The organism is Allobosea sp. RCC_152_1, from assembly GCF_041360765.1.
In the GTDB taxonomy this organism is placed as follows: domain Bacteria; phylum Pseudomonadota; class Alphaproteobacteria; order Rhizobiales; family Beijerinckiaceae; genus Allobosea; species Allobosea spartocytisi.
In genome coordinates, this window is sequence record NZ_JBFUPU010000003.1 from 377642 (window position 1) to 404475 (window position 26834).

Consider the following 26834-nt stretch of genomic DNA (forward strand, 5'->3'; position numbering starts at 1 on the left):
CCCGAAGCGCGTCACGCGCCATGCGGATTCGCCCCTGCGTCTCAGGTCTTTGGTGTTTCGCATGTCGTTTTCACAAAACCGCTGCGCAGTTTTGCGCGACATGCTTTAGGGAGCGGCAGCGATGGCGCAGGCCTTCGGGCTCTACACCCATCAGCGCAACAACCGGATCAGGTCCAATTTCCTGATCGCCGGGCTCTTCCTACTGGTCTATCTCACGACCTGGGGGCTGCTGCTCGTCGCCTATGGCTATGGCGGCGTGCCCTATGGCCGCAGCGCCTTCTCGGAAGCCAACCGGATCTTCCTGTCGTGGTTTCCGTTCGTCACGCTGGCGACGATCCTGTGGGTCTTCATTGGCTTTCGCATGAACGTCGCGCTGATCGGGGCGGTGACCGGCTCGCAGGGCATCACCCAGGCGGAGAACCCCAAGCTCTACCGGATGCTCGAGAATCTCTGCATCTCGCGTGGCCTGCCGATGCCCAGGCTCGCGATCATGCAGAGCGATGCCCTCAACGCCTTCGCCAGCGGCGTCAACGACAAGCAGTTCACCGTGACCGTCACCAGCGGCCTGCTGGAGCAGCTCGACGACCGGGAGGTCGAGGCCGTGCTGGCGCATGAGCTGACGCATATCCGCAATGGCGACGTCCGGCTGATGGTCGTCGCCGTGGTGATCGCCGGCGTGATCTCCTTCGTCGGCGAGATGATCTTCCGCGGCTTCGGCCGCAGCCGGATCAGGATGTCGTCGGACGATTCCAAGAAGGGCAACGGGCTCGCCATCCTCGTCGGCGTCGCGGTGATCGCGATCTCCTGGTTCCTGGCCATCCTGATCCGGCTCTCGCTGTCGCGCTCGCGGGAATATCTCGCCGATGCCGGGGCGGTGGAATTGACCAAGAACCCCGACGCGATGATCTCGGCCCTGCTCAAGATCTCGGGCCGGGCCGATATCGACGGCGTGCCCTCCGGCGTGATGGACATGTGCTTCGAGAACGATCCGGACGATTTCGCCGACCTGTTCTCGACCCACCCCTCCGTCACCAAGCGCGTGCAGGCGCTGATCGAGACCGCGGGCGGGCGCATGCCGGCGATGCCGCCGCACCCGCCGAGGCTCGCCGAGCGCCAGGACCTGCCGACCATGGTCGAGGAGAGCGTCGCGCGCGGGCCGTGGTCGCGCCCGCCGCAGGGGCCCGCAGCGGGCTGATCAGGCGGTAAGCTTGCCCGGATCGATCTCGAAGACGAGCGGGTAGAAGGTGTCCCAGCGGCTCCAGCGCTTCGAGCCCGCTTCGCTCACCGCCCAGAGCTTGCCATCGGGAGCGCAGCCCAGATCCTCGATGCCGCCGGGGGCCGGATAGCGCGCCAGCACCGCGCCGGTCTTCGGATCGAGACGCGAGAGAAAAGCCGGCCTGTTTCCGGCGCTCTGCGAGAGCCAGAGGTCGCCCTTCCGATCGAAGGTGGCACCCTGCACGATCTGCGGCAGCGGCAGGGTCAGCGTCGCATCCGCCGGCTCCACGGGCTTTTCGTCGCCGGGCAGGAGGCGCTCCGCCGGCACCGCGTAGAGGCTGGGGGCGCCCGTGCGGCGAAAGGCTCCGAACCAGAGCATCCCGCCGGACGCGGCCAGAAAGGACGGCCCCATCGTCTTGTCGATCAGCCTCTCGCCGAGCGGGACGCATTCGCCGGTGTCGCAGGAACGCGCGAAATCGAGCGACAGCAGCCGCCCGGAATTGGCGACGAAGACGGTCTCCCCGAGCACCGCGAGGCCGCCGGGATGGCCATAGGTGGCCGGCAAGGCGAAGCTGCCGAGCAGGCGTCCGTCCCTGCGCGCGAGGCGGAAGACGCGGGCCGGACCATTATCCTGCTCCAGCGTCTCGCTCCGGTAGGCAGCGACGAGAATCTCGTCGCGGAAAACCGTGAGCCCCTGCGGCACGAAACCGTCATTCAGCCCCGGAGCCCAGTAGCGGCGCCCGATCGCCTGCTCGTTCGGCACCGCTCCGAGCTCACGCGCATCATAGTGCGGCTCGTCCCCCGGCAGGCGCGGCCGCGCCAAGGCCGCGGAGGCGAAGAGGAGACCTGCTGCCGCGACGAATGCGCCGCGGCGCGTGAGGCCAGCAGCCTCAGCGGCCATCGCGAGCCCAGTCGAGCGCTTCCTCGAGGCGGTCGTCGCCCCAGAACAGCTCGTTGTCCCCCGTGACGAAGAAGGGCGCGCCGAAGATGCCGATCGACTTGGCGTACTCGATCTCCGCGCGCAGGCGGCCCTTCACCTCTTCGCTGCGCGAGAGGGATATCGCGCTGCCAGGATCGCCGCCCGCCTCCTTCAAGGCGGCGCTGAGCACGGCCTCCTCGGCGATGTTGCGGCCTTCGCAGAACTGGGCCCGGAAGAGGGCCTTGGAGAAGGCCGGCGTCCAGCCACCATCCCGCCCGGCGAGAGCCAGCCGGGCCGCGGTCAGCGAATTCTGCGGAAAATTCTCAGGCTTGACCATCGTGATGCCCTGCCGGCCGGCGCGCCTGGCCGTGTCGCGCCACATATAGCGACCCTTGCTCGGATAGAGCGCGAAGGGCGAGGTGGTCCAGCCCTGAGCCGCGAAGATCGGGCCCAGCAGGAAGGGGCGCCAGCGCAGCTCGACGCCGGCATTTTCGGCCAATTGCTCGATTCTCAGGGCGCTCAGGCAGGAATAGGGCGACGCGAACTCATACCAGAAGTCCAGAACGGGACGATTCGGCATTCAGCCTCCGAATTAGGTGGTCATGTCGTGTCGCGCCCGAGCGAGCCTGCGCCCTTCGGGATACGACTGCAAGCGCCGCGAAAGGGCGCGCGGCGATACCCATCGGCGCCTGGCGGCACCGATCCATCACGGAACGACGCGAGATCGATCAGAAGGTTCCGATTGCGTCGCTCCGATGGCTGCGATAGTGCGCCATTGCGTCCGAAACGCGGCCCGAGCGGCCGCCGGAACATTTCCGCGCTTCTTCGAAACGCGAAAATGCTCTAGGTCGTTGTTTTGTCGCATTTTCTTCACGCGGATCGATACCCACTCCGCTCGAAAATGCTCTAGCAGGAATGTGACACAGATGGCTGACAGCAGCGTGAAGAAGGTCGTTCTCGCCTATTCCGGCGGTCTCGACACCTCGATCATCCTCAAATGGCTGCAGACCACCTATCGATGCGAGGTCGTGACCTTCACCGCCGATCTCGGCCAGGGCGAGGAGCTCGGCCCGGCGCGTGACAAGGCGCTGCTGCTCGGCATCAAGCCCGAGAACATCTTCATCGAGGATCTGCGCGAGGAGTTCGTGCGCGACTTCGTCTTCCCGATGTTCCGGGCGAATGCGCTCTATGAGGGCGTCTATCTGCTGGGAACCTCGATTGCGCGGCCGCTGATCGCCAAGCGCCTGATCGAGATCGCCGAGAAGGTCGGCGCCGACGCCGTCTCGCATGGGGCGACCGGCAAGGGCAACGACCAGGTCCGCTTCGAGCTGACCGCCTATGCGCTGAAGCCCGACATCGCGGTGATCGCGCCCTGGCGCGAATGGGATCTGCGCTCGCGCGAGCAGCTCATCGCCTTCGCCGAGCAGCACCAGATCCCGATCGCGAAGAACAAGCGCGGCGAAGCGCCGTTCTCCGTCGACGCCAACCTGCTGCACGCCTCCTCGGAAGGCCGCGTGCTCGAGGACCCGAACGAGGAAGTGCCGGACTATGTGTTCTCGCGCACGATCTCGCCGGAGGAAGCGCCGGACAAGCCGACCGTCATCACCATCGGCTTCGAGAAGGGCGACGCGGTCTCCATCGACGGCCAGAAGCTCTCCCCGGCGACGCTGCTCGCCAAGCTCAACGATCTCGGCCGCGACAATGGCATCGGCCGGCTCGACCTGGTCGAGAACCGCTTCGTCGGCATGAAGTCGCGCGGCATGTACGAGACGCCCGGCGGCACGATCCTGCATGTCGCCCATCGCGCGATCGAGTCGATCACGCTCGACCGCGGCGCGGCGCATCTCAAGGACGAGATCATGCCGAAATATGCCGAGCTGATCTATAACGGCTTCTGGTACTCGCCCGAGCGCGAGATGCTGCAGGCGCTGATCGACAAGAGCCAGGAGTTCGTCGCCGGCGAAGTCCGCCTCAAGCTCTACAAGGGCGGCGTCCATGTCATCGGCCGCTCCAGCCCGTACTCGCTTTATGACCAGGATCTCGTCACCTTCGAAGAGGGCGCGGTCGCCTACGACCATCGCGATGCGGCCGGCTTCATCAAGCTCAACGCGCTGCGCCTGCGCACGCTCGGCCAGCGCAAGAAGAAGCTGGGGCTGTAAGACGGCCGAACTCCACCATCGCCCGGCACACGCGACAGCGCGTGCCGGGCACGCTTTATGAACCGCGGCCCTGTTCGCGCGTTCAACACTCACCTTTCATCGTGAGTGCCTCTGCATGAACCGTTTCGCTCCGCTTGCCGTTCTCGCCACGCTGCTGGCCGCCGCATCTGCCTCAGCGCAGGAGGTTCCGCCCGGCAGCAAGCCGGCGACGCCGGAGATCGCGACCTGCAAGACCGCAGCCTTGCAAGCGGTGTCCGCGAAGGAACCGGATATCAAGGACATCTATATCGACGAGGACGGCGCCACCGTCGCCGTGTCGGAATCGAAGATCGAGGCGATCCCGGTGACGCGCATCGTCATGGCCGAGGCCTATCTGCGGACCGACCGCTCGGACAAGCCGCGCCGCTTCCTCTGCCTGCTCGGCGAGAAGAACAAGGTGCTGCTGACCTTCTTCACCTCGCGCTGAGGCGCGCGGCAACGGGGCTCAGCTTTCGTCGATGACCTGCGTCGAAGGCCGGTCGCGGCCATCCGCCAGTTCCTCGTGCCACCGGCCGTCCCCGTCCTGATAGACGATCCCGTCCGTGTTGCCGGCGAGCGTCTGGCGAGCCGCGGCCGAGGTGGCCGCCTTCAGCGCGGCCTCATGCGAGCGAAAGGTTTCCGACAGAACGTCGCCAACCTTATAGGCCCAGCCACCATCATGCTCGACGACTTCATACCTGACGATCGGCATGGCAACCTCCGTTCAAAAACCGGAAACCTCGCCCGCGAGCTCAGGTTCCGGCCTGCTGCGAAAGGAAACGGCGTAGATCCTCGACCTGTTCAGGCTCGAGGGCTCTCTTCGGCAGGATTTGATAGGTCGCGGGATGCGGCCAGAGCAACAGCAATCTCTCGTTCTCGAGCCAGCGCCGATAGATCGGCCAGCGATTCATCGCATGGCCGGAGGTGGTTTCCGAGGTGAGGCCCTCCTCGTCCCAGCGGTAGTGCAAGGGAGCCTGGAAGGCCGGCACGACGCGAAAATTGCGCCGGGCGGCGCGGGGGCCGAGCAGCAGGACGATCAGGACCGGCAGGCCGAACACCAACAGAAACGTGCCGAAAGCGCAGAGCAGCGCGGCCCCAGCCAGCCCGCCGGGCAATTCCCCATTCAGCGACAGCGTGAAAAGGACAACGGCGACGATCCACAGCAGCAGTTGCTTCCACCGCCCCGACGGGTTGCGCAAACTGTCGCGCAGGATCAGCCTCTGTGCCGCGACGAGATCCGCCTCGCCGATCTCGACAATGGCCTCCCGCCGCATCGACAGCCTCGCCTTTGCGCCTCGCCTCAGGCCTCGCCCTGATCGGCCGCGCGCAAGCTCTCGAGCGCCGGCATCGAGGTGATGTGATAGCCCGCATCGACATGATGGACGTCGCCGGTCACGCCGCCGGAAAGATCGGAGAGGTAGTACAGCGCCGAGCCGCCGATCTCGTCGAGCGTCACCGATTTGCGCAGCGGCGAATTCGCCCTCTGCCAGGACAGCATGGCGCGCGCATCGGAGATGCCGGCGCCGGCCAGCGTACGGACGGGCCCGGGCGAGAGCGCGTTGACGCGGATGCCGCGCGGGCCGTAGTCGCCGGCGAGGTAGCGCACGCTCGCTTCCAGCGCCGCCTTGGCGACGCCCATGACGTTGTAGTTCGGCATGAGGCGCATCGAGCCGCCATAGGTCAGCGTGATGATGCTGCCGCCATGCGGCATGCGCTCGGCCGCCCGCTTCGTCGCCTCGGTGAAGGAGAAGCAGGAGATCACCATGGTGCGCGAGAAGTTCTCGCGGCTGGTGTCGGCATAGAGGCCCTTGAGCTCGTTCTTGTCCGAGAAGCCGATGGCGTGGACGAGGAAATCGAGCGTATTGCGCTCGGGATCGCCGCCCCAGACCTCGTCGAGCCTGGCGAAGGTCGCATCGACCGAGGCGATGTCCTCGACATCGCAGGGGATGACGAGGTCCGAGCCGATGCTCTGCGCCAGCGGCTTCACACGCTTGCCCAGCGCCTCGCCCTGATAGGTGAAAGCGAGTTCGGCGCCATGGGCGTGGAGGGTCTTGGCGATGCCCCAGGCAATCGAGTTCTGATTGGCGACCCCCATGACGAGGCCGCGCTTGTTCTGCATCAGGGGGAGCATGGCGCCCTCACGCCTCCAGGCGCTTCATGACGATGGTGGCGTTGGTGCCGCCGAAGCCGAAGGAGTTGGAGAGCACGCAGCCGAGGCCGGCATTGTCGATGCGCTTGCGCACGATCGGCATGTCGGCGAAGGCGGGGTCGAGCTCGTCGATATGGGCGCTCTCGCAGATGAAGTCGTTGTTGAGCATCAGCAGCGAGTAGATCGCCTCCTGCACGCCGGTGGCGCCGAGCGAATGGCCGGTGAGCGACTTCGTCGCCGAGATCGGCGGGCTCTTGTCGCCGGCGCCGAAGACCGCGCGGATCGCCTCGATCTCCTTGGCGTCGCCGACCGGGGTCGAGGTGCCGTGCGGGTTGATGTAGTCGACCTTCGCGTTGACGCCCTGGAGCGCCATGCGCATGCAGCGCTCCGCGCCCTCGCCCGACGGCGCGACCATGTCGTAGCCGTCCGAGGTCGCGCCATAGCCGACGATCTCGCCATAGATCTTGGCGCCGCGGGCCTTGGCGTGCTCCAGCTCCTCCAGCACGACGACGCCGGCGCCGCCGGCGATGACGAAGCCGTCGCGCGCCACATCATAGGCCCGCGAGGCGCGAGCTGGAGTCGCATTGAAGTCGGAGGACATCGCGCCCATGGCGTCGAACAGGACGGAGAGCGTCCAGTCCAGCTCCTCGCAGCCACCGGCGAAGATCACATCCTGCTTGCCCCACTGGATCAGCTCATAGGCGTTGCCGATGCAGTGATTGGAGGTCGCGCAGGCCGAGGAGATCGAATAGTTGACGCCCTTGATCTTGAACCAGGTCGCGAGCGTGGCCGAGGCGGTCGAGGACATGCCCTTGGGCACCGCGAAGGGACCGACCTTCTTCGACGAGCCGCTCTCGCGCGCCTTGTCATAAGCGTCGATCAGCGCGCGCGTGGAAGGGCCGCCCGAGCCCATGATGATGCCGGTGCGCTCGTTGCTGATCTCGGCGGGCTCCAGGCCGGCATCAACGATCGCCTGCTCCATCGCCACCTGGTTCCAGGCCGAGCCACCGCCGTGGAAGCGCATGGCGCGCCGATCGAGCACCGTCGCGGGATCGAGAGACGGGGCCCCGGCGACCTGACTGCGGAAGCCATGCTCGGCAAAGTCCTGGGCGAAGGCGATGCCCGATTTCGCCTCGTGCAGCGAGGCCAGGACCTCCTGCGTGTTGTTGCCGATGGACGAGACGATGCCCATCCCGGTGACGACGACGCGTCTCATGCTCGCTTCACTCCAGCTCTCCACCCACGGCGAGGCAGGCCTCGCCGCTCAGGATTCTCAATCGCGCAAATGGACCGTAAGGCCGCCGGACGCAAGGTCGGGCTGCGTTTTTCCTCAGGCCGCTTCGGGCTTGAACAGCCCGACGCGCATGTCGCTGACAGTGTAGATGCGCTTGCCATCGGCTTCCAGCCAGCCATCGGCGATGCCGAGGACGAGCTTCGACTTGAAGACGCGCTTGAAGTCGACGCCGTAGACCACGCGCTTGACGCTCGGCAGCACCTGATCGGCGAACTTGACCTCGCCGACGCCGAGCGCCCTGCCCCGCCCTGGCAGGCCGAGCCAGCCGAGGAAGAAGCCGGTGAGCTGCCAGAGCGCATCGAGGCCGAGGCAACCCGGCATCACCGGATCGCCCTTGAAGTGGCAGTCGAAGAACCAGAGGTCCGGCTTGATGTCGAATTCGGCGCGGACACCGCCCTTGCCGTGGGCGCCGCCCTCTTCGGTGATCTCTGTGATACGGTCGAACATCAGCATCGGCGGCAGCGGGAGTTGCGCATTGCCCGGCCCGAACAGTTCCCCGCGGCCACAAGCGAGGATCTCCTCGTAGCTGAAAGACGATTGACGCTGCATTCCCGCTCCGTTGCCTTGTCTCGGCCGCATTCGACCGGTGGATATCGCCTGCGTGCCTAACATGCCCGACGCCGGGAACGAAAGGGCGCAGGCACATTCACCCACATGGCACGCTGACGCGCTCGGGGCAGCTCAACCCGCGCGATTGTCAGCATGCTGGCATGAGCCCGCGCTTGCGAGCCCTCGTTCGAAGTCCTACATTTCCAATCGAATGCAGATGATGCGGAGCGCAGGACGCCCGTTGCAGCAAGAAGGGCAGAGCAGAGGCATGAGCGATCAGGTTTCCCGCGACGAGGCCTATGGATCGACCGTGCGGCAGGGTTGCCCGTTCCATGACGTCCGCCACAAGCTGCGCCGCGTGGGCCTGCGGCCGACACGGCAGCGCGTCTCGCTCGGCTGGGTGCTTTTCGCCAAGGGCGACCGGCATATCAGCGCCGAGATGCTGCATGAGGAGGCGGCGAAGGAACGCATCCCGGTCTCGCTGGCGACGATCTACAACACGCTGCGCCAGTTCACCGAAGCCGGGCTGCTGCGCGAGCTCGTCATCGACGGCAACAAGACCTATTTCGACACGGCGATCCATGACCACCATCATTTCGTGGTCGAAGGCGAGAACCGCGTCATCGACATCCCCGCGCGGGAGATCGACGTCGCCACCTTGCCCACCCCGCCGGAGGGCTACGAGATTTCCCATGTCGACGTGGTCGTGCGGCTGCGCAAGATCGGCGACTGAGGCGCCGCCCTTTCCGGCTCCCTGATGCGCTTTCCGGCCGATGCCCGCCCGAAACGGTGCGGCTGATGGCCTCAGTCGACGTTTTCGTTGGGATAAACGCCCCAGAGCCGTTCCTGCGGCAGATAGCCCGTGACGTTACGGATGCTGACGCGGCACCAGGCGCGGACGCATGAGGTGACGCCGATCACCACCCCGGGCTGCAATTCGGCGACGACCGTGGCGTCGGCATCGGGTGCGCTGCGCATCGGAAACAGCTCCGCCTTGTTCCGCGACCAGGGCGCGACCAGCGCCGTCCGGCGCCCCGAAAGCAGGCTGTGCAGCACCCAGCCTTCGGTTCCGTCGGAATCTCGGACGCGCCGCCAGGTTTCGAATTCCGCCGTGACCTCCACGGGCAAGCCGGCCCGCTGATAGACCCAGCGCGTGCGATGCTCCTTCGACGGCCCTTCGCGCAGATTCACCCGGTCCGATTTCAGGCTGACATAGCGCGGCACGGGCAGGCCCGTCACCGAACCGGCCTGCATGTCCTGAGCCTGCGCGCCCGTTGCCATCGCGGCGATGAAAAAGCCCGCCACGGCAAGGCATCTCATCCGCAAGCTCAGCATCGGCTGCTCTCCCACGCGACCCGCTCCGCTCTCAGGCGAAGGGTCAAGTTGTCATCCGCCATCGCGCCGCCTAGACAAACAGGAGCCGGGCTGCACGATCGCTCCATTCCTGAGCCACCACGGTTAACGGTGGGTTGAGGAGAAGCGGTCAATCCGGTGTGCCAGGAAGGGGAGTCACCATGTCGAAGAAGAAGCCGCTGGTCGTGGTGACCCGCAAGCTGCCGGCCGTGGTGGAAACCCGGATGCGCGAATTGTTCGACGCCCAACTCAACATCGACGACAAGCCGATGTCGCAGGCCGCCCTGGTCGAGGCGGTGAAAACCGCCGATGTGCTGGTGCCGACCGTGACCGACAAGATCGACGCCGCGGTGATCGCGCAGGCCGGCGACCAGCTCAGGCTCATCGCCAATTTCGGCAACGGCGTGGACAATATCGACGTCGCCAGCGCCGTGCAGCGCGGCATCACCGTCACCAATACGCCGGGCGTCCTCACCGACGACACCGCCGACATGACGATCGCGCTGATCCTCGCTGTGGCGCGGCGCATCGCGGAAGGCGCCCGCGTCATCCCCGAAGACGATTGGGCCGGCTGGTCGCCGACCTGGATGCTCGGCCGGCGGATCACCGGCAAGCGGCTCGGCATCGTCGGCATGGGCCGGATCGGCCAGGCCGTGGCGAAGCGCGCCGCCGCCTTCGGCCTGTCGATCCACTACCATAACCGCCGCCGGGTCGATGCCCGCATCGAGGAGAAGCTCGGCGCGACCTATTGGGATTCGCTCGACCAGATGCTGGCGCGGATGGACGTCGTCTCGGTCAACTGCCCGCATACGCCGGCGACCTATCACCTGCTCTCGGCCCGACGGCTCAAGCTGATGAAGCCCGACGCCATTCTGGTGAACACCGCGCGCGGCGAGATCGTCGACGAGACGGCGCTTGCCCGGATGCTGGAAGCCGGCGAGCTTGCCGGCGCCGGGCTCGACGTGTTCGAGCAGGAGCCCGCGATCAATCCGCGCCTGCTCAAGCTCGCACGCCAGCACAAGGTCGTGGTCCTCCCGCATATGGGCTCGGCCACCCATGAAGGCCGCGCCGATATGGGCGAGAAGGTCATCGTCAACATCAAGACCTTCATGGACGGCCACAAGCCGCCGGACCGCGTGCTGCCGAGCATGCTCTGAGGAGAGTGCCGAAAGGCCGTCTCGAACATCCTTCGAGACGCCGCTGCGCGGCTCCTCAGGATGAGAGCTGAAAGGGTCGCTCAGGCCGCGAGCGAAGCCACCGCTCCTGGCCAATCCGCATAGCTGTCCACGACGATGGCGGCACCGGCCGCCAGCAGGCGCTCGCGCATCGCCGCCTTGTCGCGTGCCGTGCCGGTGAAGCCGGCGACCCGCATTCCCGCCGCGCGCGCCGCCTGCACGCCGGGGACCGAATCCTCCAGCACCAGGCAATGGGCCGGCTCTGCGCCCATCTCCGCAGCGGCGAAGAGGAAGACGTCCGGCGCCGGCTTGCCGCGCGCGACCTGCGAGGCCGAGAAGACATGCGGGTCGAACAGCTCGATCAGCCCGGCCAGGGCCAGGTTGCGCCGCAAGGGCTCGAGGCTGGTCGAGGAGGCAACGCAGCGGCGCCCGACGAGACACTCCAAAGCGCTGTGCACGCCGGGCAGCGCCCGCAACTCCTGTTCGAGACGGGCGGCGACGCCATCCTCGACGCGGCCTTCGAAATCGGCGGGAAGCGGCCGGCCGAGCGCCGCCTCGATCACCTTGAAGCCGTCAGCGAGCGGAATGCCGACCATCTGCGTGTCGTAGTCATCGAGCGTCCAGCTCGTCAGCCCGATCTCGTGACACAAGGCGAGACTGACCTCGCTATAGACCGTCTCGCTGTCGATCAGCGTGCCGTCGCAATCATAGATGACGAGATCGAACGGCATCGCCTTCCTCGCCGAATCAGGGAGCCGCGATCAGCTCGCCCGCGCCGTGTCGAACTGGCCGGTCTTGCGGAAGCGCCAGAGATAGGACGGCACCTCGACCTCGACCGAAACCGGCGCGATGCCGAGGCCGGCGAAATCGCGCCCCTCCGCCTTCGCAGCCGCAGAGACGACATTGTCGCTGCCGAGCAGCGTCACCTGGTCGCGGGTCAGCTTGAGCTCGTTCGGCAGCAGCCCGAGCGTCAGCGTATCCACCACTTCCAGTACCCGCGCCATGATTCCGGCCAACGGCAGCGGCAAGGGCAGGATCAGGCGCTTGCGGCCGATGACCTTGCAGACATCCTCGACGAGCTCGCGCAGGCTCATCACCTCCGGCCCGCCGAGCTCATAAGTCCGGCCGGGCTCCAGCGCACCGTCGACCCCACGCGCCACGACCTCGGCGACATCGCCGACGAAGGCCGGCTGGAGCTTGGCGCTGCCGTCCCCGACCAGCGGCAGGACCGGCATCATCCGCGCCATGGAGGCGAAACGATTGAAGAAATCGTCCTCGGGGCCGAACATCACGGAGGGCCGCAGGATGACCGCGCGCGGCACGATATGGCGCACGGCGCTCTCGCCTTCCGCCTTGGTGCGGGCATAGGCCGAGCGCGATTCGGCAGCGGCACCGAGCGCCGAGATCTGCACCAGCCGGTCGATTCCCGCCGCAGCGCAGGCCTGCGCCACAGTGCGCGCGCCATTGGCCTGGACGGCGGCGAAGCTCTGCCGGCCGCGCTCGTTCATGATGCCGACGAGGTTGACGACCGCATCCGCGCCCTTGACCGCCGCAGCGACCGAGGCGGGATAGCGCAGATTGGCCTGCACGGCATGGATCTGGCCGACCGTGCCGAGCGGCTGCAGGAAGCCTGCGAGATCGGGCCGGCGCACGGCGACGCGCACCCGGTAGCCGCGCTTGACCAGGGCACGCACCACATGGCGCCCGACGAAGCCGGAGCCGCCGAAGACCGTGACGAGTTGCTGAGCCGGGGCTTGAAGGGCCATCGGGAAAGCTCCGTTTAGAATGCTTCTGCCCTCCTAGATCATGTTCCGCGAAAGTGGAAATCCCTTTTGCGGCGATGCAGCGCAGAACGGCCATGCCGGCATGCGGATGCATGGTCCATCGCGGGCCTAGAGCCGGGAAAGCCGGCTTTCCGGCGGGTGCCGGGCCGCAGCGGACCGGCGATTTTCAACAGCCGCATGACGAAGCCGACACAATTCTTTCCGGATGCCGTTGACAGCGCGATCAGCCCCCCGTAAACGAGCCGCCGTTGCCCAGGTGGCGGAATTGGTAGACGCACCAGCTTCAGGTGCTGGCGCTCGCAAGGGCGTGGAGGTTCGAGTCCTCTCCTGGGCACCACTCATCTACCAGAGTGGTGGTTTGTCAGCACCTTAGCTGATATCAATGGCTTAGTGGACGCCCGAGTTATACGACCGGGTGATCCACATGGTCCTAGCAATGGCCAGGCCGTTCAAGCATCCCAAAACAGGCGTCTATTGGTTTCGCAGGGTCGTCCCAAAGGACCTGCGGGCGACCGTTGGAAACGCGAGGTTCTTCGTTCGCTCCGGACAAAGGACCATACCGAGGCCCGCGCTCTTCACGCGAATATCGCGGCCGAGGTTGAGAAGCACAGGGGAGCGCTCCGCTCGCCGGCTGAAGCCCTGCACAGAAGCAAGTCATCGCCCTTGCCGGCGTCTTCTATCTGGAGCTGACAACCGAACTATCCGACGAGCCCGGCAGTCCTTCCGTTCGGGAGCACTGTCTTAGGATCGAGCGGCAGGCTTGCGACGCTGGCAAGCTGGAGCAGTGGCTTGGTCCGGAGGTGGATAAGTTGCTGGCCCGACACGGCCTCAACATCGAAGCGGCCCCCGAGGGCGGCTCCTTGTCGCCATCAGCGAAGCATCCGAGCAAGCCGCCGCGCAACTCAAGCGGAATGCCGAGGACGACTATAGCCCCGCCCCGAGGGCTTCCCGGTTCCCCGAATCGAAACCAGCGGAGGAGCCTAAAACTACCAAGCCAGCCGGCAAGACCAGCCTGACAGGCATCCTTGCGGATTGGTGGGAGGAAGCGCAGGCGACTGGCCGGAAGCCGAGCACCTGTGAGAGCTACAGCAACACCGTGGACGGCTTCGTTGCCTTTCTCGGGCATGCCGCCGCGCTGGCAGAGCTGAAAGCCGGGGCATCTCCAATCTCCGGATAGGCGCTTCCCGTTGTCAGTCAGCCGGCTCCAACGGCGATTCCGCTCGGTGAGAGGGTCGTTGAAAAGACGATTGCCCCGAAGGCACAGGACATCCGGTTTTTCCTCGGGACGGCCAATCCTCCCAACGTGAAGGCCCGCAACGCCCTCGGTGCTGCACTCGATAGCGGTCGTTCACTTTGGGATGACGTTCACTTCGCCTTTACCGCGATCATGGCAACCTCTCCGATCACGCGAGCCGGGTTCCGGATTTTCGTTTCTGATTGGATCTATGAACTATTACAATGTCATAGGTTTGCTGAACACGAGTATGGCTGCGATATTCTGTATCGCACTGCTAACGATATGGCGAAACAATCGCGCCCTGAAATATATAGGGGTGCTCGGCCTATCCTATGGGATTCGGTCGCTGTGCTTCGGCATTTTCTACTTTGCCTTCTCCCTTGAAAATCCGGTTTTGCGATATTCGGCGAACATCTTCCTCCTGTTCGCGATCATGCTGCTCTCTATCGGCTTGTCCAATCGGCGCTTACGACAGCCTCGCTACGGCGCTCTCCTTGCTATCGCTGCGATCACGCTCGGACCGCTCTACTATTATCAGTTCATCGAACCGAACCTGCTCGCCCGCGTCATCATCCTCAATTCTGGGCTGGCCCTGCTCAGCCTCGTGATGTTGTGGGATGTCGCGAGGGCGCCGCGCCGCTCGCCGGTCGAGCAGGTGCTCCTCGGGTTGTTGCTCGTATCTTGCGCAGGCTATCTTCTTCGCCCGCTCTTCCTGATCGCGTCAGGGGCCTCCGGCGAGCGGTTCGAAGATTCCTACTGGCTTGTCGTTTCGATTTCCGATGCTCTTATCTGCGCGATGACTGCTGTTGGTGTGCTTGCGGTTATTGCAAGCGACGTGATGGATGAAATCAAGACTGATGCACTGATCGACACCCTGTCCGGATTGTTCAATCGCCGCGGCTTCGAACCGCGCGCACTAAGAGCATTAGCCGAGCGGACGGCCGGCAACCCGCCTGCCATGATCCTTACTGATCTCGACCACTTCAAATCGATCAACGATCTATTCGGCCATAGCGGCGGCGACCTGATCATTCGGAGGTTTTCCGAGGTTCTCAAGCAGAAGGCGCCCGGCGATGCGATCATGGCGCGTCTTGGTGGTGAAGAATTCGCAATCCTGTTGCCTTCGAACGCGAGCGCCTCTGCCTACCAATTGGCGGAAGAGATAAGAACAGCGTTTAAACAAATCGCATTTGATACCGTAGCGGGTGAGGCACACCCGACGGCCAGTTTTGGCGTCGCGATTGCGCGGGAGGATGAAGGCCTCCCGTCTTTAATCGAGCGAGCCGATCATGCCCTCTATAGGGCAAAGGGCAACGGTCGAGATCGCGTTCATCTTGCCGAGTAAGCCACACTAATATGCCATCTCAGAGGGCTACTGCAAACGCCGGACCGACTGTCCGCTATCGGGCGAAGCCGACATCGACCGGATCGATCTCGTCTTCGATCGCGCCGCACCTGGCCACGCCGGGCCTCAAATTGGGATGCTCGCTTCACGGAATGTCGAATCACGCCCGACACGATCCCATGCTTCCGTTCCCCGAGAGGTCGCCCACGCTCCCGCCCGGCGCGCCGTTATCGGCATCCCGACCAGCCAAACCCGCGGATAGGCCTATGCCCGTCCGGTTGCCGCGATAGGCTGCGGGACATGGCACGAGACCTGCCCTGCACGCGGCTCTGTGGGCTGACGGCGATGAGCATGGACATCTGATGGCGAAAATGCTCGAAAGAGCCGGGCATGGCCGCAGGGGCGCGGCGAGAGCCGTTTTTGTTCTGCTGGCCATCCTGCTGCCGTCGCAGGCGGCCTGGGCAGCCGATTGGCGCTACTGCTATGCCGGCTCGGATCGGGAGCAGCGCTTCTACCTGTCGCAGCCCTTCCAGACGGCGCGGAGCCTCGACGCCCTGGAGCGCGCCTGGGAAGGCTGGCTGACGCAGCAGGGCCTGCCGCATGAGACGACGGGTTGCCCGCGCAGCTCCGACCGCCCCGGCATCGAGGAGACGATCCAGGCCGCCATCCGCTACAACCGCACGGTCGGACGCAGCGCCGTCGAACTCAATTGGCGGGCCGACTGAATTTCGTCAGGCAAGCCCGAGGCTGCGCTGCTCGAACATGCTCCCCATCACCGCGCGATGCTCGACAGGTCGCGCAGCGAGGATACCGGCATGATCGGAAGGATGATCCGCGAGGCACGCTGCCCGTCGCAGAAGACCGTGTTGCAGGCGATCCGCCGCCGGCGCCCTCGCCCTTCCGGATCGAAGGTGTTGGGATTGACGTCGAATTTCGGGAAGTTCGAGGAGGAGATGTCGAGCCTGATCCGATGCCCGGCCTTGAACAGCGCCGCCGTGGCGAAAGGCTCGATGGCGATGCGGAACGGAACCTCCGTTTCGATCGGCTCCGGCTTCTCCCAGGAGTTGCGATAGCGGCAGCGGAAGATGCCGTCCGTCAGGTTGAGCGCGAAGCCGGTGGGGTAGTCCGCGGAGGGCGGATGCATGTCGACCAGCTTGGCGGTGAAGTCGGTATCGGGCGCGTCGGAGGCGACCCAGAGCTCGACCGTGATAGGCCCGATCACGGCCATGTCCTGCTCCAGAGGCAAGCTCTCGAAAGCGAGCACGTCGCGGCGCGCGATCAGCGGCATGCCGGCAGCGCGCGAGCCGAAGAAGCGCGGCCCCTCGCGCTGGTCGAAACCGCCGCCCTCGAAGATCGGCTGGCCGCTCGTCAGCGCGCCGCCGATGGTCGGCACCGGATCGGCCGGGTCGAAATCATAGCTCAGGGGCGGGGCGTCGTGAGCCGGCTGCTCTTGCGACAGCACGCCATTGCCGTGGAGATACCAATCCTGCAGCTGCGTGCCCAGCAGCGGCCAGGCCGAAGCCTCGATCCAGCGGCCGCCCTGCACGAGCCGCCCCTCGGCGTCCTTCTCGCCGGAGCCGCCGCCCATCAGGAACAGGCGCAAGGTGGGATCGGCCTCGAGGCCGTTGGGTTCGTCCCTGAGCCAGCGATCGAACCAGCGCCGGCGGAAATCGAGCCAGCTCGTGCCGACATTGCCGTCGAAGGGCGCGGCCTCGCCGAAGGATACGTCGCCGGCAAAGGTGGATTGGCGGTTCCCGTGCAGGCCGGGGCCCATGATGACGTTGACGTGGCGGCGGCCCGCTGCGCTCAAGCCGGCGAAATTGTCGAAAGTGGTCTTCACATAGACGTCGTACCAGCTCGACATCAGCATGATCGGGATGTCGGGAACCGCGTCGTAGAAGCCTTCAAGCCACAGCCCCGGCCGCTTCCATTCGGGGCCGAAGGTCCCGGCGCGCCACTGGTCGAGCAGATAGGTCTCGTATTCGGGCACCCAGCGCACCGGCGAGCGCCCCTCGCTCCATGGCATCACGCGGAACCAGGCATGCAGGTCCTCGGCCGCGAGGCCGGCGGCGACGACGGGGTCGGCGAGCGCGTCCGGGCTTTCCTGCGCCCGGTTATAGGCCCAGGTCGCCTGCTTGAGCTCGAAGGCACCACCCTGCCGGATGCCGCAGAGGAAGGCGTTCGAGAAGCCGCCGGAATCGAGGATCATGCAGGTAAGGCCGGGCGGCGTCAGCGAGGCCAGCGCCGCCTGGGTATGAGCGGCATAGGACAGGCCCATCGTGCCGATCTTGCCGTTGCACCAGGGTTGCGCGACGAGCCAGGCGCAGGTGTCGTAGCCATCCTCGGCATCGGAGATGTATTTGACGAACTCGCCCTCCGAGCCGTAGCGGCCGCGACAATCCTGATAGACCACCGCATAGCCGGCCCGGACGAAATGGGCGGCCACGTCGGAGCGCGCCATCGGGCTGGCCTCGCCGCGGCCGATCTCGGCGCGCGAGCGCTCGGCCTTGCCATAGGGCGTGCGCTCCATCACGACGGGAAAAGGACCCGGGAGAGCGCGGCCGTCCCGCGCCGGAAGATGGATGTCGGTGGCGAGCCGGACGCCGTCCCGCATCGTCACCATCACGTCCTTCAGCGTCACGACATCGCCGGCAGCTTCCGCCGCAGGCGAGCGTTCGGAAGCGGCCGAAGCACCGCCCTTCATCGACAGGGTGCTCATTTCGCCAGTCCCGCGCGCGCCGCCGAGGTGTCCTCGGCCATGTTTGGCTCATAGGTGATGTTGGCCTTCGAGGCCCAGGCGATCTTCTGCCAGTAGAGCGGGACCACCGGCAGCTCGGCGAAGACCATCTTCGTCGCGGCCTGGATCGAGGCGATCCGCTTGCCCTCGTCGAACTGCGTCAGCGCTTCCGCCAGCGCCTTGTCGAAGCCCGGATTGGAATAGCGCGCGCGGTTGAAGCCACCGGTTCCGGCCTTGGGGTCGGCGGTCATGAACAGGTTGCGCAGGCCGGGGCCGGCGGTCGGCGTCGTCGTGCCGAAGGAGAAGATGAAGGCGGAGAAGCTTTGGCGGCTCGCGGCGCCGGCATAGACATTGTAGGGCTGCGCCACGACGCCGTTCACCTTGATGCCGCCGCGCGCGAACATCTGGCCGATCGCCTGGGCGATGTCCTTGTCCCCGGCGAAGCGGTCGTTCGAGGAATGGATGGTGATGCCGAAACCGTCCTTCAGCCCGGCCTGCTGCAGCAGCGCCTTAGCCCCGGCGAGGTCGTAGGCGACGGGCTGGAGCGCGGGATCGAAGCCTGCCACGCCGCCCGGCACAAGCTGGCCGGCCGGGACTCCCGCCCCGTTGAGCAGCCGCTCGACGATCGCCGGCACGTTGATCAGCTTGGCAAGAGCCTGCCGCACCCGCAGATCGCGAAGCGGGTTCGGCTTCAGCGGCTTGCCCTCCTTGTCGGTGACGAAGGGGCTTTCCTCGCGCGCCGTGTCGAGGGCCAGATAGATCAGCCGGGCCGAGGGGATCGCATGGACCTTGAGCCCCGCCGTCTTCTCCAGCACGGGCAGATCGGCGGGCGGGACGCCGTCGATCAGGTCGACCGCGCCTGAGCGCAAGGCCGCGACGCGGGCGGCGTCATTGGCGATGAACCGGATCGTGACCGTCTCGAAGGCGGGTTTTTGTCCCCAATAGCCGTCATTGCGCGTGAGGACCACGCGGTCCCCCGGCACCCATTCCTTGAACCTGTAGGGGCCGGAGCCGACCAGCCCCTCACCCTTGTTGTAGTCCTGCAGGCTCTTGCCCTCGGCGGCGGCCCTTTCGAGGATGTAGACGAAGCCGATCCTCTCCATCAGGTCGGGCGTCGGGACATCGGTCTTCACCTCCAGCGTCGTCGCATCGAGCGCCTTGACCGAAGCCACGCCGGAGACGTTGTTGGAGAAGGGCGCCGGGCTGTTGGGGACATTCCGGGCGCGCTCCAGCGAGAACACGACATCGTCGGCCGTGACCGGCTTGCCGTCCTGGAAGCGGGCGTCCTTGCGCAGGCTGACCCGCCAGGTCGTCGGATCAAGCGCCGCCCAGCTCTCGGCGAGGCTGGGATGCATGCCCAGATGCGCATCCGTCTCGACGAGCCGGTCGAAGATCTGCATCGCGATGTTCTGGTTGGGCCCGGTGCGGGAAAACAGCGGGTCCATCGCCGAGGGTTCGCTCGCCGTGCCGATGACGAGGTCGGTGGCCCACGCCGATCCCGGCGAGGCGAGGCTTGCCAGCAGCGGGAGGAGCGCGGCGAGGCGGTGCTTGCGGGTCATCGAACTCTCCTCTTCAGGCGCCACCGGCCGGCAGCGGCACGGCCGGGGCGTCGTTGAGATGGCAGGCGCTGAGATGCCGTTCGGCGACCGGCTTCAGGAGCGGCCGGGCCTGCGCGCAAGGCGCGAAGACGCGCGGGCAGCGGGGGTGGAAGGTGCAGCCGGGCGGCGGATACAGCGGCGAGGGAATCTCGCCCCGGATCGGGGTGAAGCTGCGGCGCCGCTCCTTGACCGAGGGCAGTTCGCGCAGCAGCGCCGTCGCATAGGGGTGGTTCGGCGCGGCGAAGAACGCCTCGGCCGGCGCGGTCTCGACCACGCGGCCGAGATACATGATCGCAACCCGATCGCTGACGTGCTTCACCACGCTGAGATCATGGCTGATGAAGAGGTAGGTCAGGCCGAGCTCGGCGCGCAGATCCATGAACAGGTTGATGACCTGCGCCTGGATCGAGACGTCAAGGGCGGAGACCGATTCGTCGCAGACGATCATCCGCGGCTTCACCGCGAGCGCCCGGGCGATGCCGATGCGCTGGCGCTGGCCGCCGGAGAACTGATGCGGGTAGCGCTTGCGGTAGGAAGGGTCGAGGCCGACCTTCTCAAGCAGTTCGGCGACATAGTCGTCGACCTCGCCGTGCCGGATCAGGCCGTGGACGCGCGGCGCCTCGCCGACGAGATCGATGACACGCTTGCGCGGATTGAGCGATGACATCGGGTCCTGGAAGATGACCTGGACGGCCAGGCGCATCTCCAGAGCCTCGCTGCGCGACAGCGAGGCGACGTCCCTGCCCTGCCAGAGCAGGCTGCCCTCGGTGAGTGGCAGGAGCCCTGCCAGCAACCGGCCGAGCGTGGACTTGCCGCAGCCGGACTCGCCGACGAGACCGAGCACCTCGCCTTGCCGGATGGCGATGTCGACGCCCTCCACGGCATGGACGACCTCCTCGGAGACGTTGGCACCGAGAGCCCTGGCGAGCTTCTCCGCCGCATCCAGGCCACGGGAGAAGCGCCGAACCAGACCGCGCCCTTCGATCAGCACCTCGCTCATGCCGCAACTCCGGCCGGCAGCGGATGGTGGCAGCGGAAGCTGTGATCGCCGCCTTGCAACACGGGTTCCTGCTGGCAGATCTCCGTCGCGGCGAAGCAGCGGGTGCGGAAGGCGCATCCGCCCGGCCGTGCCAGCGGAGAGGGAGACAGGCCGGGGATCGGGCGCAGCTTCTCGCCCCGCGCCGCGTTGGCAGGCAAAGCATCCATCAGGCCGCGCGTATAGGGATGAGCCGGCCGGTCGAGCACGTCGTCGGTATAGCCGGTTTCGACGATGCGGCCGGCATACATCACCGCGATACGGTCGGCGAGACTGGCGACAACGCCAAGATCATGGCTGATCCAGATCAGCGCCATGCCGAATTCCGTCGCCAGCCGGCGCACCTCGAACAGGATCTGGCTCTGGATGGTGACGTCGAGCGCCGTCGTCGGCTCGTCGGCGATAATGAGGTCGGGCCGGTGGAGCAGCGCGATGGCGATGGCGACGCGCTGGCGCATGCCGCCGGAGAACTGGTGCGGATAGGCCTTCAGCCGCTCCTCCGGAGAGGGAATGCCGACGAGGCCGAGCGTGTCGCGGGCCCGCTCGCGCGCTTCCTTCCAGGGGACCGCGTCATGGGCGAGCACCGCCTCGACCATCTGCGTCTCGATGGAGAGCACGGGATTGAGCGTCATCATCGGGTCCTGGAAGATCATCGCGATCTTCTTGCCGCGCAGGCGCCGCAGGCGCTCGCTCGGCAACCCGACCAGATCCTCGCCCTGGAACAGGATGCGCCCGCCCGCGACCCGGCCGGGCGGCTCGATCAGGCCGAGGATCGAGAAGCCGGTGATCGACTTGCCCGAGCCGGATTCCCCGACGAGGCCGAGGATCTCGCCACGGTCGATGCTGAAGGAGACGCCGTCCACGGCGCGGACCAGGCCGGCGCCACTGCCGAACCGGGTTTCGAGATTGTCGACGACGAGCACCGGGGTCATGGCTCAGCGCTCCGCCAGACGGGGGTTCAGCACTTCGCGCAGGCGGTCGCCGACGATGTTGATGCTGAAGACGAGGATGAGCAGCAAAAGCCCGGGATAGACGCTGATCCAGTACTGGCCGGAGAGCAGCACCTGATAGCCATTGGCGATCAGCAGCCCGAGAGAGGGCTGCGTGATCGGCAGGCCGATGCCGAGGAAGGACAAAGTCGCCTCGGCCGAGATCGCATTCGCGACCTGGAGCGTGCCGATGACGATCAGCGGCGAGAGGCAGTTCGGCAGGAGGTGGCCGAAGAGCATGCGCGGCCGCGACAGGCCCAGCATGCGCGCCGCCTCGATATAGTCCTTGCCCTTCTCGACCAGCGCCGCAGCGCGAACGGCGCGCGCGAACATCGCCCATTGCACCAGCACGAGGGCGAAGATCACCTTGCCGACCCCCTGCCCGAGAATGGCGAGCAGCATCAGCGCGACGAGCAGCGTCGGAAAGCCCAGCATCAAATCGACCAACCGCATGATCAGGCTGTCGATCCGCCCGCCGAAATAGGCGGCCGAGAGGCCGAGCACGGTGCCGACAAGCAGCGCCACGAGACCGGCGAGGACACCGACGAGAAGCGAGGTCCGCAGGCCGTAGATCATCGCCGAGAGCATGTCGCGCCCCTGCACGTCGGTGCCGAACCAGTAGGCGGAACCGGTCATGCTCTCCGAGCCGGGAGGCAGCTTGGAATCCAGGATGTCGAGCGTCGACAAATCGTAGGGGTCCTGTGGCGCAAGGGCCGGGCCGAAGAGGGCGGCCAGGATGAGCGCGATGCAGACGCAGGCGGCGATCGTCGCCTTCGGGCTCTTCAGGATGCCCGCCAGCGAGCGGGCAAGCAGGCTGTCGGCGTCGGGGCGCAGCGCCGCGAACAGGGCAGGTTTCGCGAGAGCCATCAGTTCCGCCCCAGCCGGATGCGCGGATCGAGGATGGAATAGAGCACGTCGACCGCAAAGTTCAGCAGGATGAAGAGGCTGACGACGACGAGCAGATAGGCGACCACCACCGGGCGGTCGAGCCGCATGATCGAGTCGATCAGCAGCTTGCCGATGCCGGGCCAGGCGAAGATCGTCTCGGTGACGACGCCGAAGGCAATCAGCGAACCGATCTCCATGCCGATCACCGTGACGAGCGGGATCATGATCGTCTTCAGCACATGCACCAGCACGACCCGGCGCTCGGTGAGGCCCTTGGCCCGGGCGAATTTCACGAAATCGAGCGGCATGGTCTCGCGCACGCCGGTCCGCGTCAGACGGATGACGAGCGCCAGCTTGAACAGAGCGAGATTGATCGCCGGCAGGATGAGGTGGCGGATGCCTTCCCAGGAGGCGAAACTGGTCTCGATGCCGAAGATGTGCCCGGTCGGGCCGCGCCCGCTCGAGGGCAGCCAGCCCAGCCAGACCGAGAAGATCATCACCAGCATCATGCCCTGCCAGAAATTCGGCAGGCTGAAGCCGAGGATCGACCCGGTCATGATCGTCTCGTCGGTGACGGAGCGCGGCTTCAGGCCAGCGATCAGGCCGAGCGGAATGCCGAGCACCAGCGCGATCAGGATCGCGACCAGAGCGAGCTCCAGCGTCGCCGGTAGGCGTTCCAGGATCAGCGAGATCGAGGGCTGGTTGAACACGAAGGAGCGGCCTAGGTCGCCGTGCAGCGCATTGCCCAGGAAGGCGAGGAACTGGACGGGGAGCGGCTTGTCGAGGCCGAGCGAGGCCTCGACCTGCGCCCGCTCGGCCGCGGTCGCGTCGGGCGCGATCAGCATCTCCGCCGGGTCGCCGATGGCGTAGACGCCGATGAAGACGATGACGGCCGTCGCGGCCAGCACCAGAATGCTCTGCATCAATCGTCGGATGACGAAGACGGTCATCGAAGGCTCCCGGCGTCCGGCACGGCGGCGTGATCGCCGTTCACGTGTCCCGGCGACCATGGGCGGCGCCGGAAACGCGCGCAACCGTATGCGCAAAGCGCATCGGGCTATGCCGTCGCCTCCGCCTCCAGCCGGCTCTTCAGGATCTCGATGAAGGCCTCGGCAGAGCGCGACATCGGCGCGCCCTTGAGGGTGACGATGCCGTAGGCGCCGTGGATGCACGGGCTGAAGGGACGCTGCTCGATCGGCAGATGCCGATAGAGCCCGGCGATGAGCTCGGGCACCACGGCGACTCCGAGCCCGCGCGCGACCAGCCCGCAGGTGGCCTCGACCGAATGGACCTCGATACGCACGATCGGAAAGACGCCCGCGCGCCGCAATTGCCGCTCGAAGGCGAGACGCGCCGGCCGCTGGCGGCCGAGCATGATGATGCCGTGCCCGGACAGGTCGCGCGGCGTCAGGCTCGCCCTGGCGGCCAGCGGATGGCCTGCCGGCATGATGCAGACGGATTCGGAGCGCACGATCTCGCGGGCATCGAAGCCCTTGTCGCGCGGCGGCAGGCCGACGAAGCCGATATCGGCGACGCGCGCCAGGATCATCTGCTCGATGGCGTCGTAATGGCCGCCGATCAGCTCGATCGAGGCGTCGCGACGCTGCGACAGATAGGTCTCGATCACCTCCGGCATCAGCGTCGCGATGAAGGAATGCGGCACCGCCACCTTGAGGAAGCGCTGGCCGACGGTGCCCGCCCGCAGATCCTCGGTATAGCGCTTCAATCGCGCGACGAGAGAGGTCAATTCGCCGACCTCGTCCATCAGGGCGAAGGCCTCCGGCCGGGGAAGCAGGCGCCCCTTGCTGCGCTCGAAAAGCTCGAAGCCCAGCTCCTCCTCGAGCTGCGCGAGCTGGCGGCTGACCGCCGATTGCGACAGGCCGAGCGTCGCGGCGGCGGCGATGGTCGACCCGCCCGCCATCACGGAGCGGAATATCTCGATCTGCCGGATCTTCATGGGCTGGTGTTCACAGGCTGCGGCGGCACGAGGTCACGCGAAATCGTCTTGATCCGAAAGCGATGCCGGTGCTCGCCGGCCGATCAGCAAACCGGACAAATTGGGTTGGTGTCAAAGTCCGCGCTGCACGCCCGTTCCAGATGGGCCAGAACCGCGCGCCTATCGCACCTCATTGACATAGATATGGGCAGCCGTCGTGGCGCGATGCCAGCCGAGGATGGTGGGCACGCCCGCCTGGTCGTAGGCGACCTCGTCGATGGTCAGGATCGCCTCTCTGCCGCCGAGCTGGAGCAGCGCGATATCCTCGTCGCTGGCGAGATCGGCCGTGATCTGCTCGCGCACGGCGGAAATCCGGATGCCGTAGCGCTCCACCAGATGGAGATAGAGCAGCGGCGGCAGCTCGGCAGGATCGCGCGGCAAGCCGGGCAGCCTTTCCTCCGCCATCACCAGCTTGTCATGCATCACGGGGCGGCCATCGACCTGACGGATGCGATGGATCTTGAGCACGCCGCCGGTCCTGATCCGCAGTGCCTCGGCCTGCGCCTCCGTCGCCGGCTGCGCCTCGATGCTCAGGAACTGGCTCGTCGAGCGCACGAGGCTGCCATCGGCGCGGTGCAGGCGGAAATACTGGAAGAAGAAGCGCAGGCTGTGATGCGGCGTGCGCCCGGTCACGACCGTTCCGGTCTTGCGGCGGCGCGTGAGCAGGCCCTCCGCCACGAGATCGCTCATCGCCCGGCGGACCGTGCCGACAGCGATGCCGAAACCCTGGGCCAATGCGGTCTCGTTGGGCAGCACCATACCGGGCGGCCACTCGCCGACGAGGATGGCCTCCGACATGTGCCTCTTGACGCGCTCATAGAGCGGAGCGGCCTCGCCGGCACCGAAATTGGGCAGGATCGGCGGCCCATCGGCGCCGTTGCCTGTTCCGGCGGCAGCACGCGTCGGTTTTTTGGCATTGACAGAAGGCATGCCGTTCGGTCCTATTTCTATATAGTTTATATGAAAGAAGAGGATCCGCAAATGGCGCAGCCAACTGCGGCGTTTCAGTGGTTCCATCGCAGATCGTGCCAGCGCTGGACAAGCGCGGCGTGGCGGAGCTGAGGCATGTCAGGGACCACCTCCCCGCGGCAGGATGCGTCGGCGCTGGCCCAGGCCGGCGACTGGATTTCGGCCCATGCCGAAGGTGCCATCGCGGACCTCGGCCGGATGATCGCGGTCGACACCTCCTTCCCGCCCGGCCTGGGCTATGACGACTTCGCCGGGCTGATGGAAGAGCTCGTCGCGCCGCTCGGCTTCGCGACCGAGCGCGTCACCGTGCCGGAAGCGCTGTGGCAGGTTCCGCACGGCCCGGCCGCCGGCCCGCGCACCAATCTGATCGCCCGCCGCGCCAGCGGGCGGCCGGTCTGCGGCCTTTATTTCCACGTCGACACCGTGCCGGCCGCGGCCGGCTGGAAGACCGATCCGTTGCGGATGGAGCGCGAGGGCGAGTGCCTGATCGGCCTCGGCGCCGCCGACATGAAGGGCTGCGTCGCCGCGGTGCTGCTGGCCCTGCGGGCGGCCGAAGCCTGCAGCGTCCCGCTCGCCTACGACCCGATGCTGCTGCTTTGCACCGACGAGGAAGGCGGGCTGTACCCCGGCATCCGCTACCTCGCCGAGCAGGGCCGGCTCGAAGGCCACATCGTCAACTTCAACGGCAGCGCCGAGGCGCGGATCTGGGCCGGCTGCTTCGGGCTGTTCAACCTGCTGGTGCGAATCCATGGCGAGGCCGTTCATGCGGGCGAGGGTAACCGCCGCGGGCTCGGGCACAACGCGATGGACGGAGCGCTGCCCCTGCTCAATGCACTCGCCGCTCTGAAGGCACGGATCGCCTCGCGCGCATCGGCTCTGCCGCCGCCGCCCGGCAAGCCGCCGCTCACGGGACAGCTCAACGTCGCCACGATCAAGGGCGGCACCTCAGGCGGCCAGGTTCCCGCCCTTGTCGAGATGACGCTGAACCGCCGCTACGCGCCGGAAGAATCCTTCGAGGCCGCCCTGGCCGAAATCGAGGAGACCATCAGGCGCGCCATCGCCTCCGTCCCGGGCCTGACCGTCGAGACGGCCCTCGTCGGCCATCTCGCCCCGACGGACGATCCGGGCGGGCCGCACTGGCCGCGCTGGCAGGCGGCGGTTGGCTCCGGCTTCGGCTATGCGCCGGAGGAGTTCCGCCGCTGGGGCGCTGCCAGCGCCTCCGATTTCGGTTGGGTCCAGCGCGCCACCGGGCACAGGGAAGTCCTGCTCGGCGGCCTCGGCCGGCCCTCCCGCAATATCCATGCGCCGGGCGAGCACACCACCAGCGGCGACATCGTCTCGCTGGCGCAGGCCGTGTTGAATTACCTCGCCGCCGATTTCCGGCCCGACATCAATCCCGATCTGAGCCCGTCCCTGAGCTGAAG

General features: G+C 66.5%; 26 protein-coding genes and 1 tRNA gene. 9 read left to right on the forward strand and 18 right to left on the reverse strand.

The genetic code is table 11. From position 1 onward, the window contains the following. Window positions 1-121 precede the first annotated feature (121 nt). Window positions 122-1195 (forward strand): M48 family metallopeptidase, encoded by a 1074-nt coding sequence (locus AB6806_RS13620; protein ID WP_142023375.1) that lies wholly within the window; start codon window positions 122-124, stop codon window positions 1193-1195. Here AB6806_RS13620 and AB6806_RS13625 read toward each other — a convergent pair whose 3' ends face one another. Next, on the reverse strand, window positions 1196-2116 hold the full coding sequence (locus tag AB6806_RS13625) for an NHL repeat-containing protein (RefSeq protein WP_370954755.1): 921 nt from the start codon (window positions 2114-2116) through the stop codon (window positions 1196-1198). Beyond that, entirely contained in the window at window positions 2106-2714 is a 609-nt protein-coding gene (locus AB6806_RS13630) for a 2-hydroxychromene-2-carboxylate isomerase (protein ID WP_038357738.1), read from the reverse strand. Before AB6806_RS13630 ends, AB6806_RS13625 begins: the two co-directional genes overlap by 11 nt. 346 nt (window positions 2715-3060) lie before the next feature. Here AB6806_RS13630 and AB6806_RS13635 point away from each other — a divergent pair, with 346 nt between their 5' ends. Together AB6806_RS13635 and AB6806_RS13640 are read left to right on the forward strand one after the other, a co-directional pair. After that, window positions 3061-4293: an argininosuccinate synthase gene (locus tag AB6806_RS13635; RefSeq protein WP_038357736.1), complete on the forward strand. Its 1233-nt coding sequence runs from the start codon at window positions 3061-3063 to the stop codon at window positions 4291-4293. A gap of 115 nt (window positions 4294-4408) precedes the next feature. Next, the gene (locus AB6806_RS13640) at window positions 4409-4759 is read left to right on the forward strand and encodes a hypothetical protein (protein WP_142023374.1); all 351 of its coding nucleotides are present in this window, start codon (window positions 4409-4411) and stop codon (window positions 4757-4759) included. Window positions 4760-4777: 18 nt separating this feature from the next. On the opposite strand, the gene AB6806_RS13645 is transcribed toward AB6806_RS13640, so the two are convergent. From AB6806_RS13645 to fabA, 5 genes are all read right to left on the reverse strand, one after another. After that, window positions 4778-5023 (reverse strand): DUF2188 domain-containing protein, encoded by a 246-nt coding sequence (locus AB6806_RS13645; protein WP_112764807.1) that lies wholly within the window; start codon window positions 5021-5023, stop codon window positions 4778-4780. Window positions 5024-5063: 40 nt separating this feature from the next. Further along, window positions 5064-5585, reverse strand: a complete 522-nt coding sequence (locus tag AB6806_RS13650) for a YcxB family protein (RefSeq protein ID WP_142023373.1) — start codon at window positions 5583-5585, stop codon at window positions 5064-5066. Between the two features lie 26 nt (window positions 5586-5611). Further along, the gene (gene fabI / locus AB6806_RS13655) at window positions 5612-6442 is read right to left on the reverse strand and encodes an enoyl-ACP reductase FabI (protein WP_142023372.1); all 831 of its coding nucleotides are present in this window, start codon (window positions 6440-6442) and stop codon (window positions 5612-5614) included. A 7-nt stretch (window positions 6443-6449) separates the two neighbouring features. Continuing rightward, window positions 6450-7676 (reverse strand): beta-ketoacyl-ACP synthase I, encoded by a 1227-nt coding sequence (gene fabB / locus AB6806_RS13660; protein WP_142023371.1) that lies wholly within the window; start codon window positions 7674-7676, stop codon window positions 6450-6452. A gap of 114 nt (window positions 7677-7790) precedes the next feature. Then, window positions 7791-8303, reverse strand: coding sequence for a 3-hydroxyacyl-[acyl-carrier-protein] dehydratase FabA (gene fabA / locus AB6806_RS13665; RefSeq protein WP_038357728.1), 513 nt, complete (start codon window positions 8301-8303; stop codon window positions 7791-7793). Window positions 8304-8571: 268 nt separating this feature from the next. Between fabA and irrA the strand changes: the two genes are divergently transcribed. Beyond that, window positions 8572-9036 carry an iron response transcriptional regulator IrrA gene (gene irrA, locus AB6806_RS13670; protein WP_191125447.1) on the forward strand — a complete coding sequence of 155 codons (465 nt, stop codon included), beginning with the start codon at window positions 8572-8574 and terminating at the stop codon, window positions 9034-9036. A gap of 71 nt (window positions 9037-9107) precedes the next feature. Here irrA and AB6806_RS13675 read toward each other — a convergent pair whose 3' ends face one another. After that, the gene (locus AB6806_RS13675) at window positions 9108-9623 is read right to left on the reverse strand and encodes an SH3 domain-containing protein (RefSeq protein ID WP_112764829.1); all 516 of its coding nucleotides are present in this window, start codon (window positions 9621-9623) and stop codon (window positions 9108-9110) included. A gap of 194 nt (window positions 9624-9817) precedes the next feature. Between AB6806_RS13675 and AB6806_RS13680 the strand changes: the two genes are divergently transcribed. Continuing rightward, window positions 9818-10813 (forward strand): 2-hydroxyacid dehydrogenase, encoded by a 996-nt coding sequence (locus tag AB6806_RS13680; protein WP_038357724.1) that lies wholly within the window; start codon window positions 9818-9820, stop codon window positions 10811-10813. 80 nt (window positions 10814-10893) lie between these two features. On the opposite strand, the gene AB6806_RS13685 is transcribed toward AB6806_RS13680, so the two are convergent. Next, window positions 10894-11562 carry an HAD family hydrolase gene (locus tag AB6806_RS13685; protein WP_370954756.1) on the reverse strand — a complete coding sequence of 223 codons (669 nt, stop codon included), beginning with the start codon at window positions 11560-11562 and terminating at the stop codon, window positions 10894-10896. 30 nt (window positions 11563-11592) lie between these two features. After that, window positions 11593-12597 (reverse strand): complex I NDUFA9 subunit family protein, encoded by a 1005-nt coding sequence (locus tag AB6806_RS13690; protein WP_038357720.1) that lies wholly within the window; start codon window positions 12595-12597, stop codon window positions 11593-11595. A gap of 268 nt (window positions 12598-12865) precedes the next feature. Here AB6806_RS13690 and AB6806_RS13695 point away from each other — a divergent pair. The 3 genes from AB6806_RS13695 (at window position 12866) to AB6806_RS13705 (ending at window position 15922) form a co-directional block, all read left to right on the forward strand. Further along, window positions 12866-12952 (forward strand) — tRNA-Leu (locus AB6806_RS13695). A gap of 1108 nt (window positions 12953-14060) precedes the next feature. Beyond that, window positions 14061-15197 (forward strand): GGDEF domain-containing protein, encoded by a 1137-nt coding sequence (locus AB6806_RS13700; protein WP_370954757.1) that lies wholly within the window; start codon window positions 14061-14063, stop codon window positions 15195-15197. A gap of 371 nt (window positions 15198-15568) precedes the next feature. Continuing rightward, window positions 15569-15922, forward strand: coding sequence for a hypothetical protein (locus AB6806_RS13705; RefSeq protein ID WP_370954758.1), 354 nt, complete (start codon window positions 15569-15571; stop codon window positions 15920-15922). Window positions 15923-15969: 47 nt separating this feature from the next. Here AB6806_RS13705 and AB6806_RS13710 read toward each other — a convergent pair whose 3' ends face one another. The 8 genes from AB6806_RS13710 to AB6806_RS13745 all read right to left on the reverse strand — a co-directional run bounded on the left by AB6806_RS13710 (window position 15970) and on the right by AB6806_RS13745 (window position 25371). Further along, window positions 15970-17916, reverse strand: a complete 1947-nt coding sequence (locus tag AB6806_RS13710; protein WP_370954759.1) for a CocE/NonD family hydrolase — start codon at window positions 17914-17916, stop codon at window positions 15970-15972. After that, window positions 17913-19493 carry an ABC transporter substrate-binding protein gene (locus tag AB6806_RS13715; protein WP_370954760.1) on the reverse strand — a complete coding sequence of 527 codons (1581 nt, stop codon included), beginning with the start codon at window positions 19491-19493 and terminating at the stop codon, window positions 17913-17915. The genes AB6806_RS13710 and AB6806_RS13715 overlap by 4 nt, the downstream gene beginning before the upstream one ends. Window positions 19494-19506: 13 nt before the next feature. After that, entirely contained in the window at window positions 19507-20532 is a 1026-nt protein-coding gene (locus tag AB6806_RS13720; protein WP_142023367.1) for an ABC transporter ATP-binding protein, read from the reverse strand. Beyond that, window positions 20529-21500: an ABC transporter ATP-binding protein gene (locus AB6806_RS13725; protein WP_142023366.1), complete on the reverse strand. Its 972-nt coding sequence runs from the start codon at window positions 21498-21500 to the stop codon at window positions 20529-20531. Before AB6806_RS13725 ends, AB6806_RS13720 begins: the two co-directional genes overlap by 4 nt. A gap of 3 nt (window positions 21501-21503) precedes the next feature. Beyond that, complete coding sequence (locus AB6806_RS13730) at window positions 21504-22424, reverse strand: ABC transporter permease (RefSeq protein ID WP_142023365.1); 921 nt, start codon at window positions 22422-22424, stop codon at window positions 21504-21506. Further along, a complete protein-coding gene (locus AB6806_RS13735) occupies window positions 22424-23395 on the reverse strand; it encodes an ABC transporter permease (protein WP_038357710.1) in 972 nt (323 codons plus the stop codon). Before AB6806_RS13735 ends, AB6806_RS13730 begins: the two co-directional genes overlap by 1 nt. 107 nt (window positions 23396-23502) lie before the next feature. Beyond that, a complete protein-coding gene (locus AB6806_RS13740; protein WP_038357708.1) occupies window positions 23503-24402 on the reverse strand; it encodes a LysR substrate-binding domain-containing protein in 900 nt (299 codons plus the stop codon). Between the two features lie 159 nt (window positions 24403-24561). Further along, entirely contained in the window at window positions 24562-25371 is an 810-nt protein-coding gene (locus AB6806_RS13745) for a GntR family transcriptional regulator (protein WP_081925032.1), read from the reverse strand. Between the two features lie 135 nt (window positions 25372-25506). Between AB6806_RS13745 and AB6806_RS13750 the strand changes: the two genes are divergently transcribed. Next, window positions 25507-26832, forward strand: coding sequence for a M20 family metallopeptidase (locus AB6806_RS13750; RefSeq protein ID WP_185748072.1), 1326 nt, complete (start codon window positions 25507-25509; stop codon window positions 26830-26832). Window positions 26833-26834: the final 2 nt, after the last annotated feature.

Bases quoted from the DNA above. Each gene is read 5' to 3' on its own strand.
- AB6806_RS13620 (WP_142023375.1), top strand. From the start codon at position 122: ATGGCGCAGGCCTTCGGGCTCTACACCCATCAGCGCAACAACCGGATC.
- AB6806_RS13625 (WP_370954755.1), bottom strand. From the start codon at position 2,116: ATGGCCGCTGAGGCTGCTGGCCTCACGCGCCGCGGCGCATTCGTCGCG.
- AB6806_RS13630 (WP_038357738.1), bottom strand. From the start codon at position 2,714: ATGCCGAATCGTCCCGTTCTGGACTTCTGGTATGAGTTCGCGTCGCCC.
- AB6806_RS13635 (WP_038357736.1), top strand. From the start codon at position 3,061: ATGGCTGACAGCAGCGTGAAGAAGGTCGTTCTCGCCTATTCCGGCGGT.
- AB6806_RS13640 (WP_142023374.1), top strand. From the start codon at position 4,409: ATGAACCGTTTCGCTCCGCTTGCCGTTCTCGCCACGCTGCTGGCCGCC.
- AB6806_RS13645 (WP_112764807.1), bottom strand. From the start codon at position 5,023: ATGCCGATCGTCAGGTATGAAGTCGTCGAGCATGATGGTGGCTGGGCC.
- AB6806_RS13650 (WP_142023373.1), bottom strand. From the start codon at position 5,585: ATGCGGCGGGAGGCCATTGTCGAGATCGGCGAGGCGGATCTCGTCGCG.
- fabI (WP_142023372.1), bottom strand. From the start codon at position 6,442: ATGCTCCCCCTGATGCAGAACAAGCGCGGCCTCGTCATGGGGGTCGCC.
- fabB (WP_142023371.1), bottom strand. From the start codon at position 7,676: ATGAGACGCGTCGTCGTCACCGGGATGGGCATCGTCTCGTCCATCGGC.
- fabA (WP_038357728.1), bottom strand. From the start codon at position 8,303: ATGCAGCGTCAATCGTCTTTCAGCTACGAGGAGATCCTCGCTTGTGGC.
- irrA (WP_191125447.1), top strand. From the start codon at position 8,572: ATGAGCGATCAGGTTTCCCGCGACGAGGCCTATGGATCGACCGTGCGG.
- AB6806_RS13675 (WP_112764829.1), bottom strand. From the start codon at position 9,623: ATGAGATGCCTTGCCGTGGCGGGCTTTTTCATCGCCGCGATGGCAACG.
- AB6806_RS13680 (WP_038357724.1), top strand. From the start codon at position 9,818: ATGTCGAAGAAGAAGCCGCTGGTCGTGGTGACCCGCAAGCTGCCGGCC.
- AB6806_RS13685 (WP_370954756.1), bottom strand. From the start codon at position 11,562: ATGCCGTTCGATCTCGTCATCTATGATTGCGACGGCACGCTGATCGAC.
- AB6806_RS13690 (WP_038357720.1), bottom strand. From the start codon at position 12,597: ATGGCCCTTCAAGCCCCGGCTCAGCAACTCGTCACGGTCTTCGGCGGC.
- AB6806_RS13700 (WP_370954757.1), top strand. From the start codon at position 14,061: ATGAACTATTACAATGTCATAGGTTTGCTGAACACGAGTATGGCTGCG.
- AB6806_RS13705 (WP_370954758.1), top strand. From the start codon at position 15,569: ATGCTCGAAAGAGCCGGGCATGGCCGCAGGGGCGCGGCGAGAGCCGTT.
- AB6806_RS13710 (WP_370954759.1), bottom strand. From the start codon at position 17,916: ATGAGCACCCTGTCGATGAAGGGCGGTGCTTCGGCCGCTTCCGAACGC.
- AB6806_RS13715 (WP_370954760.1), bottom strand. From the start codon at position 19,493: ATGACCCGCAAGCACCGCCTCGCCGCGCTCCTCCCGCTGCTGGCAAGC.
- AB6806_RS13720 (WP_142023367.1), bottom strand. From the start codon at position 20,532: ATGAGCGAGGTGCTGATCGAAGGGCGCGGTCTGGTTCGGCGCTTCTCC.
- AB6806_RS13725 (WP_142023366.1), bottom strand. From the start codon at position 21,500: ATGACCCCGGTGCTCGTCGTCGACAATCTCGAAACCCGGTTCGGCAGT.
- AB6806_RS13730 (WP_142023365.1), bottom strand. From the start codon at position 22,424: ATGGCTCTCGCGAAACCTGCCCTGTTCGCGGCGCTGCGCCCCGACGCC.
- AB6806_RS13735 (WP_038357710.1), bottom strand. From the start codon at position 23,395: ATGACCGTCTTCGTCATCCGACGATTGATGCAGAGCATTCTGGTGCTG.
- AB6806_RS13740 (WP_038357708.1), bottom strand. From the start codon at position 24,402: ATGAAGATCCGGCAGATCGAGATATTCCGCTCCGTGATGGCGGGCGGG.
- AB6806_RS13745 (WP_081925032.1), bottom strand. From the start codon at position 25,371: ATGCCTTCTGTCAATGCCAAAAAACCGACGCGTGCTGCCGCCGGAACA.
- AB6806_RS13750 (WP_185748072.1), top strand. From the start codon at position 25,507: ATGTCAGGGACCACCTCCCCGCGGCAGGATGCGTCGGCGCTGGCCCAG.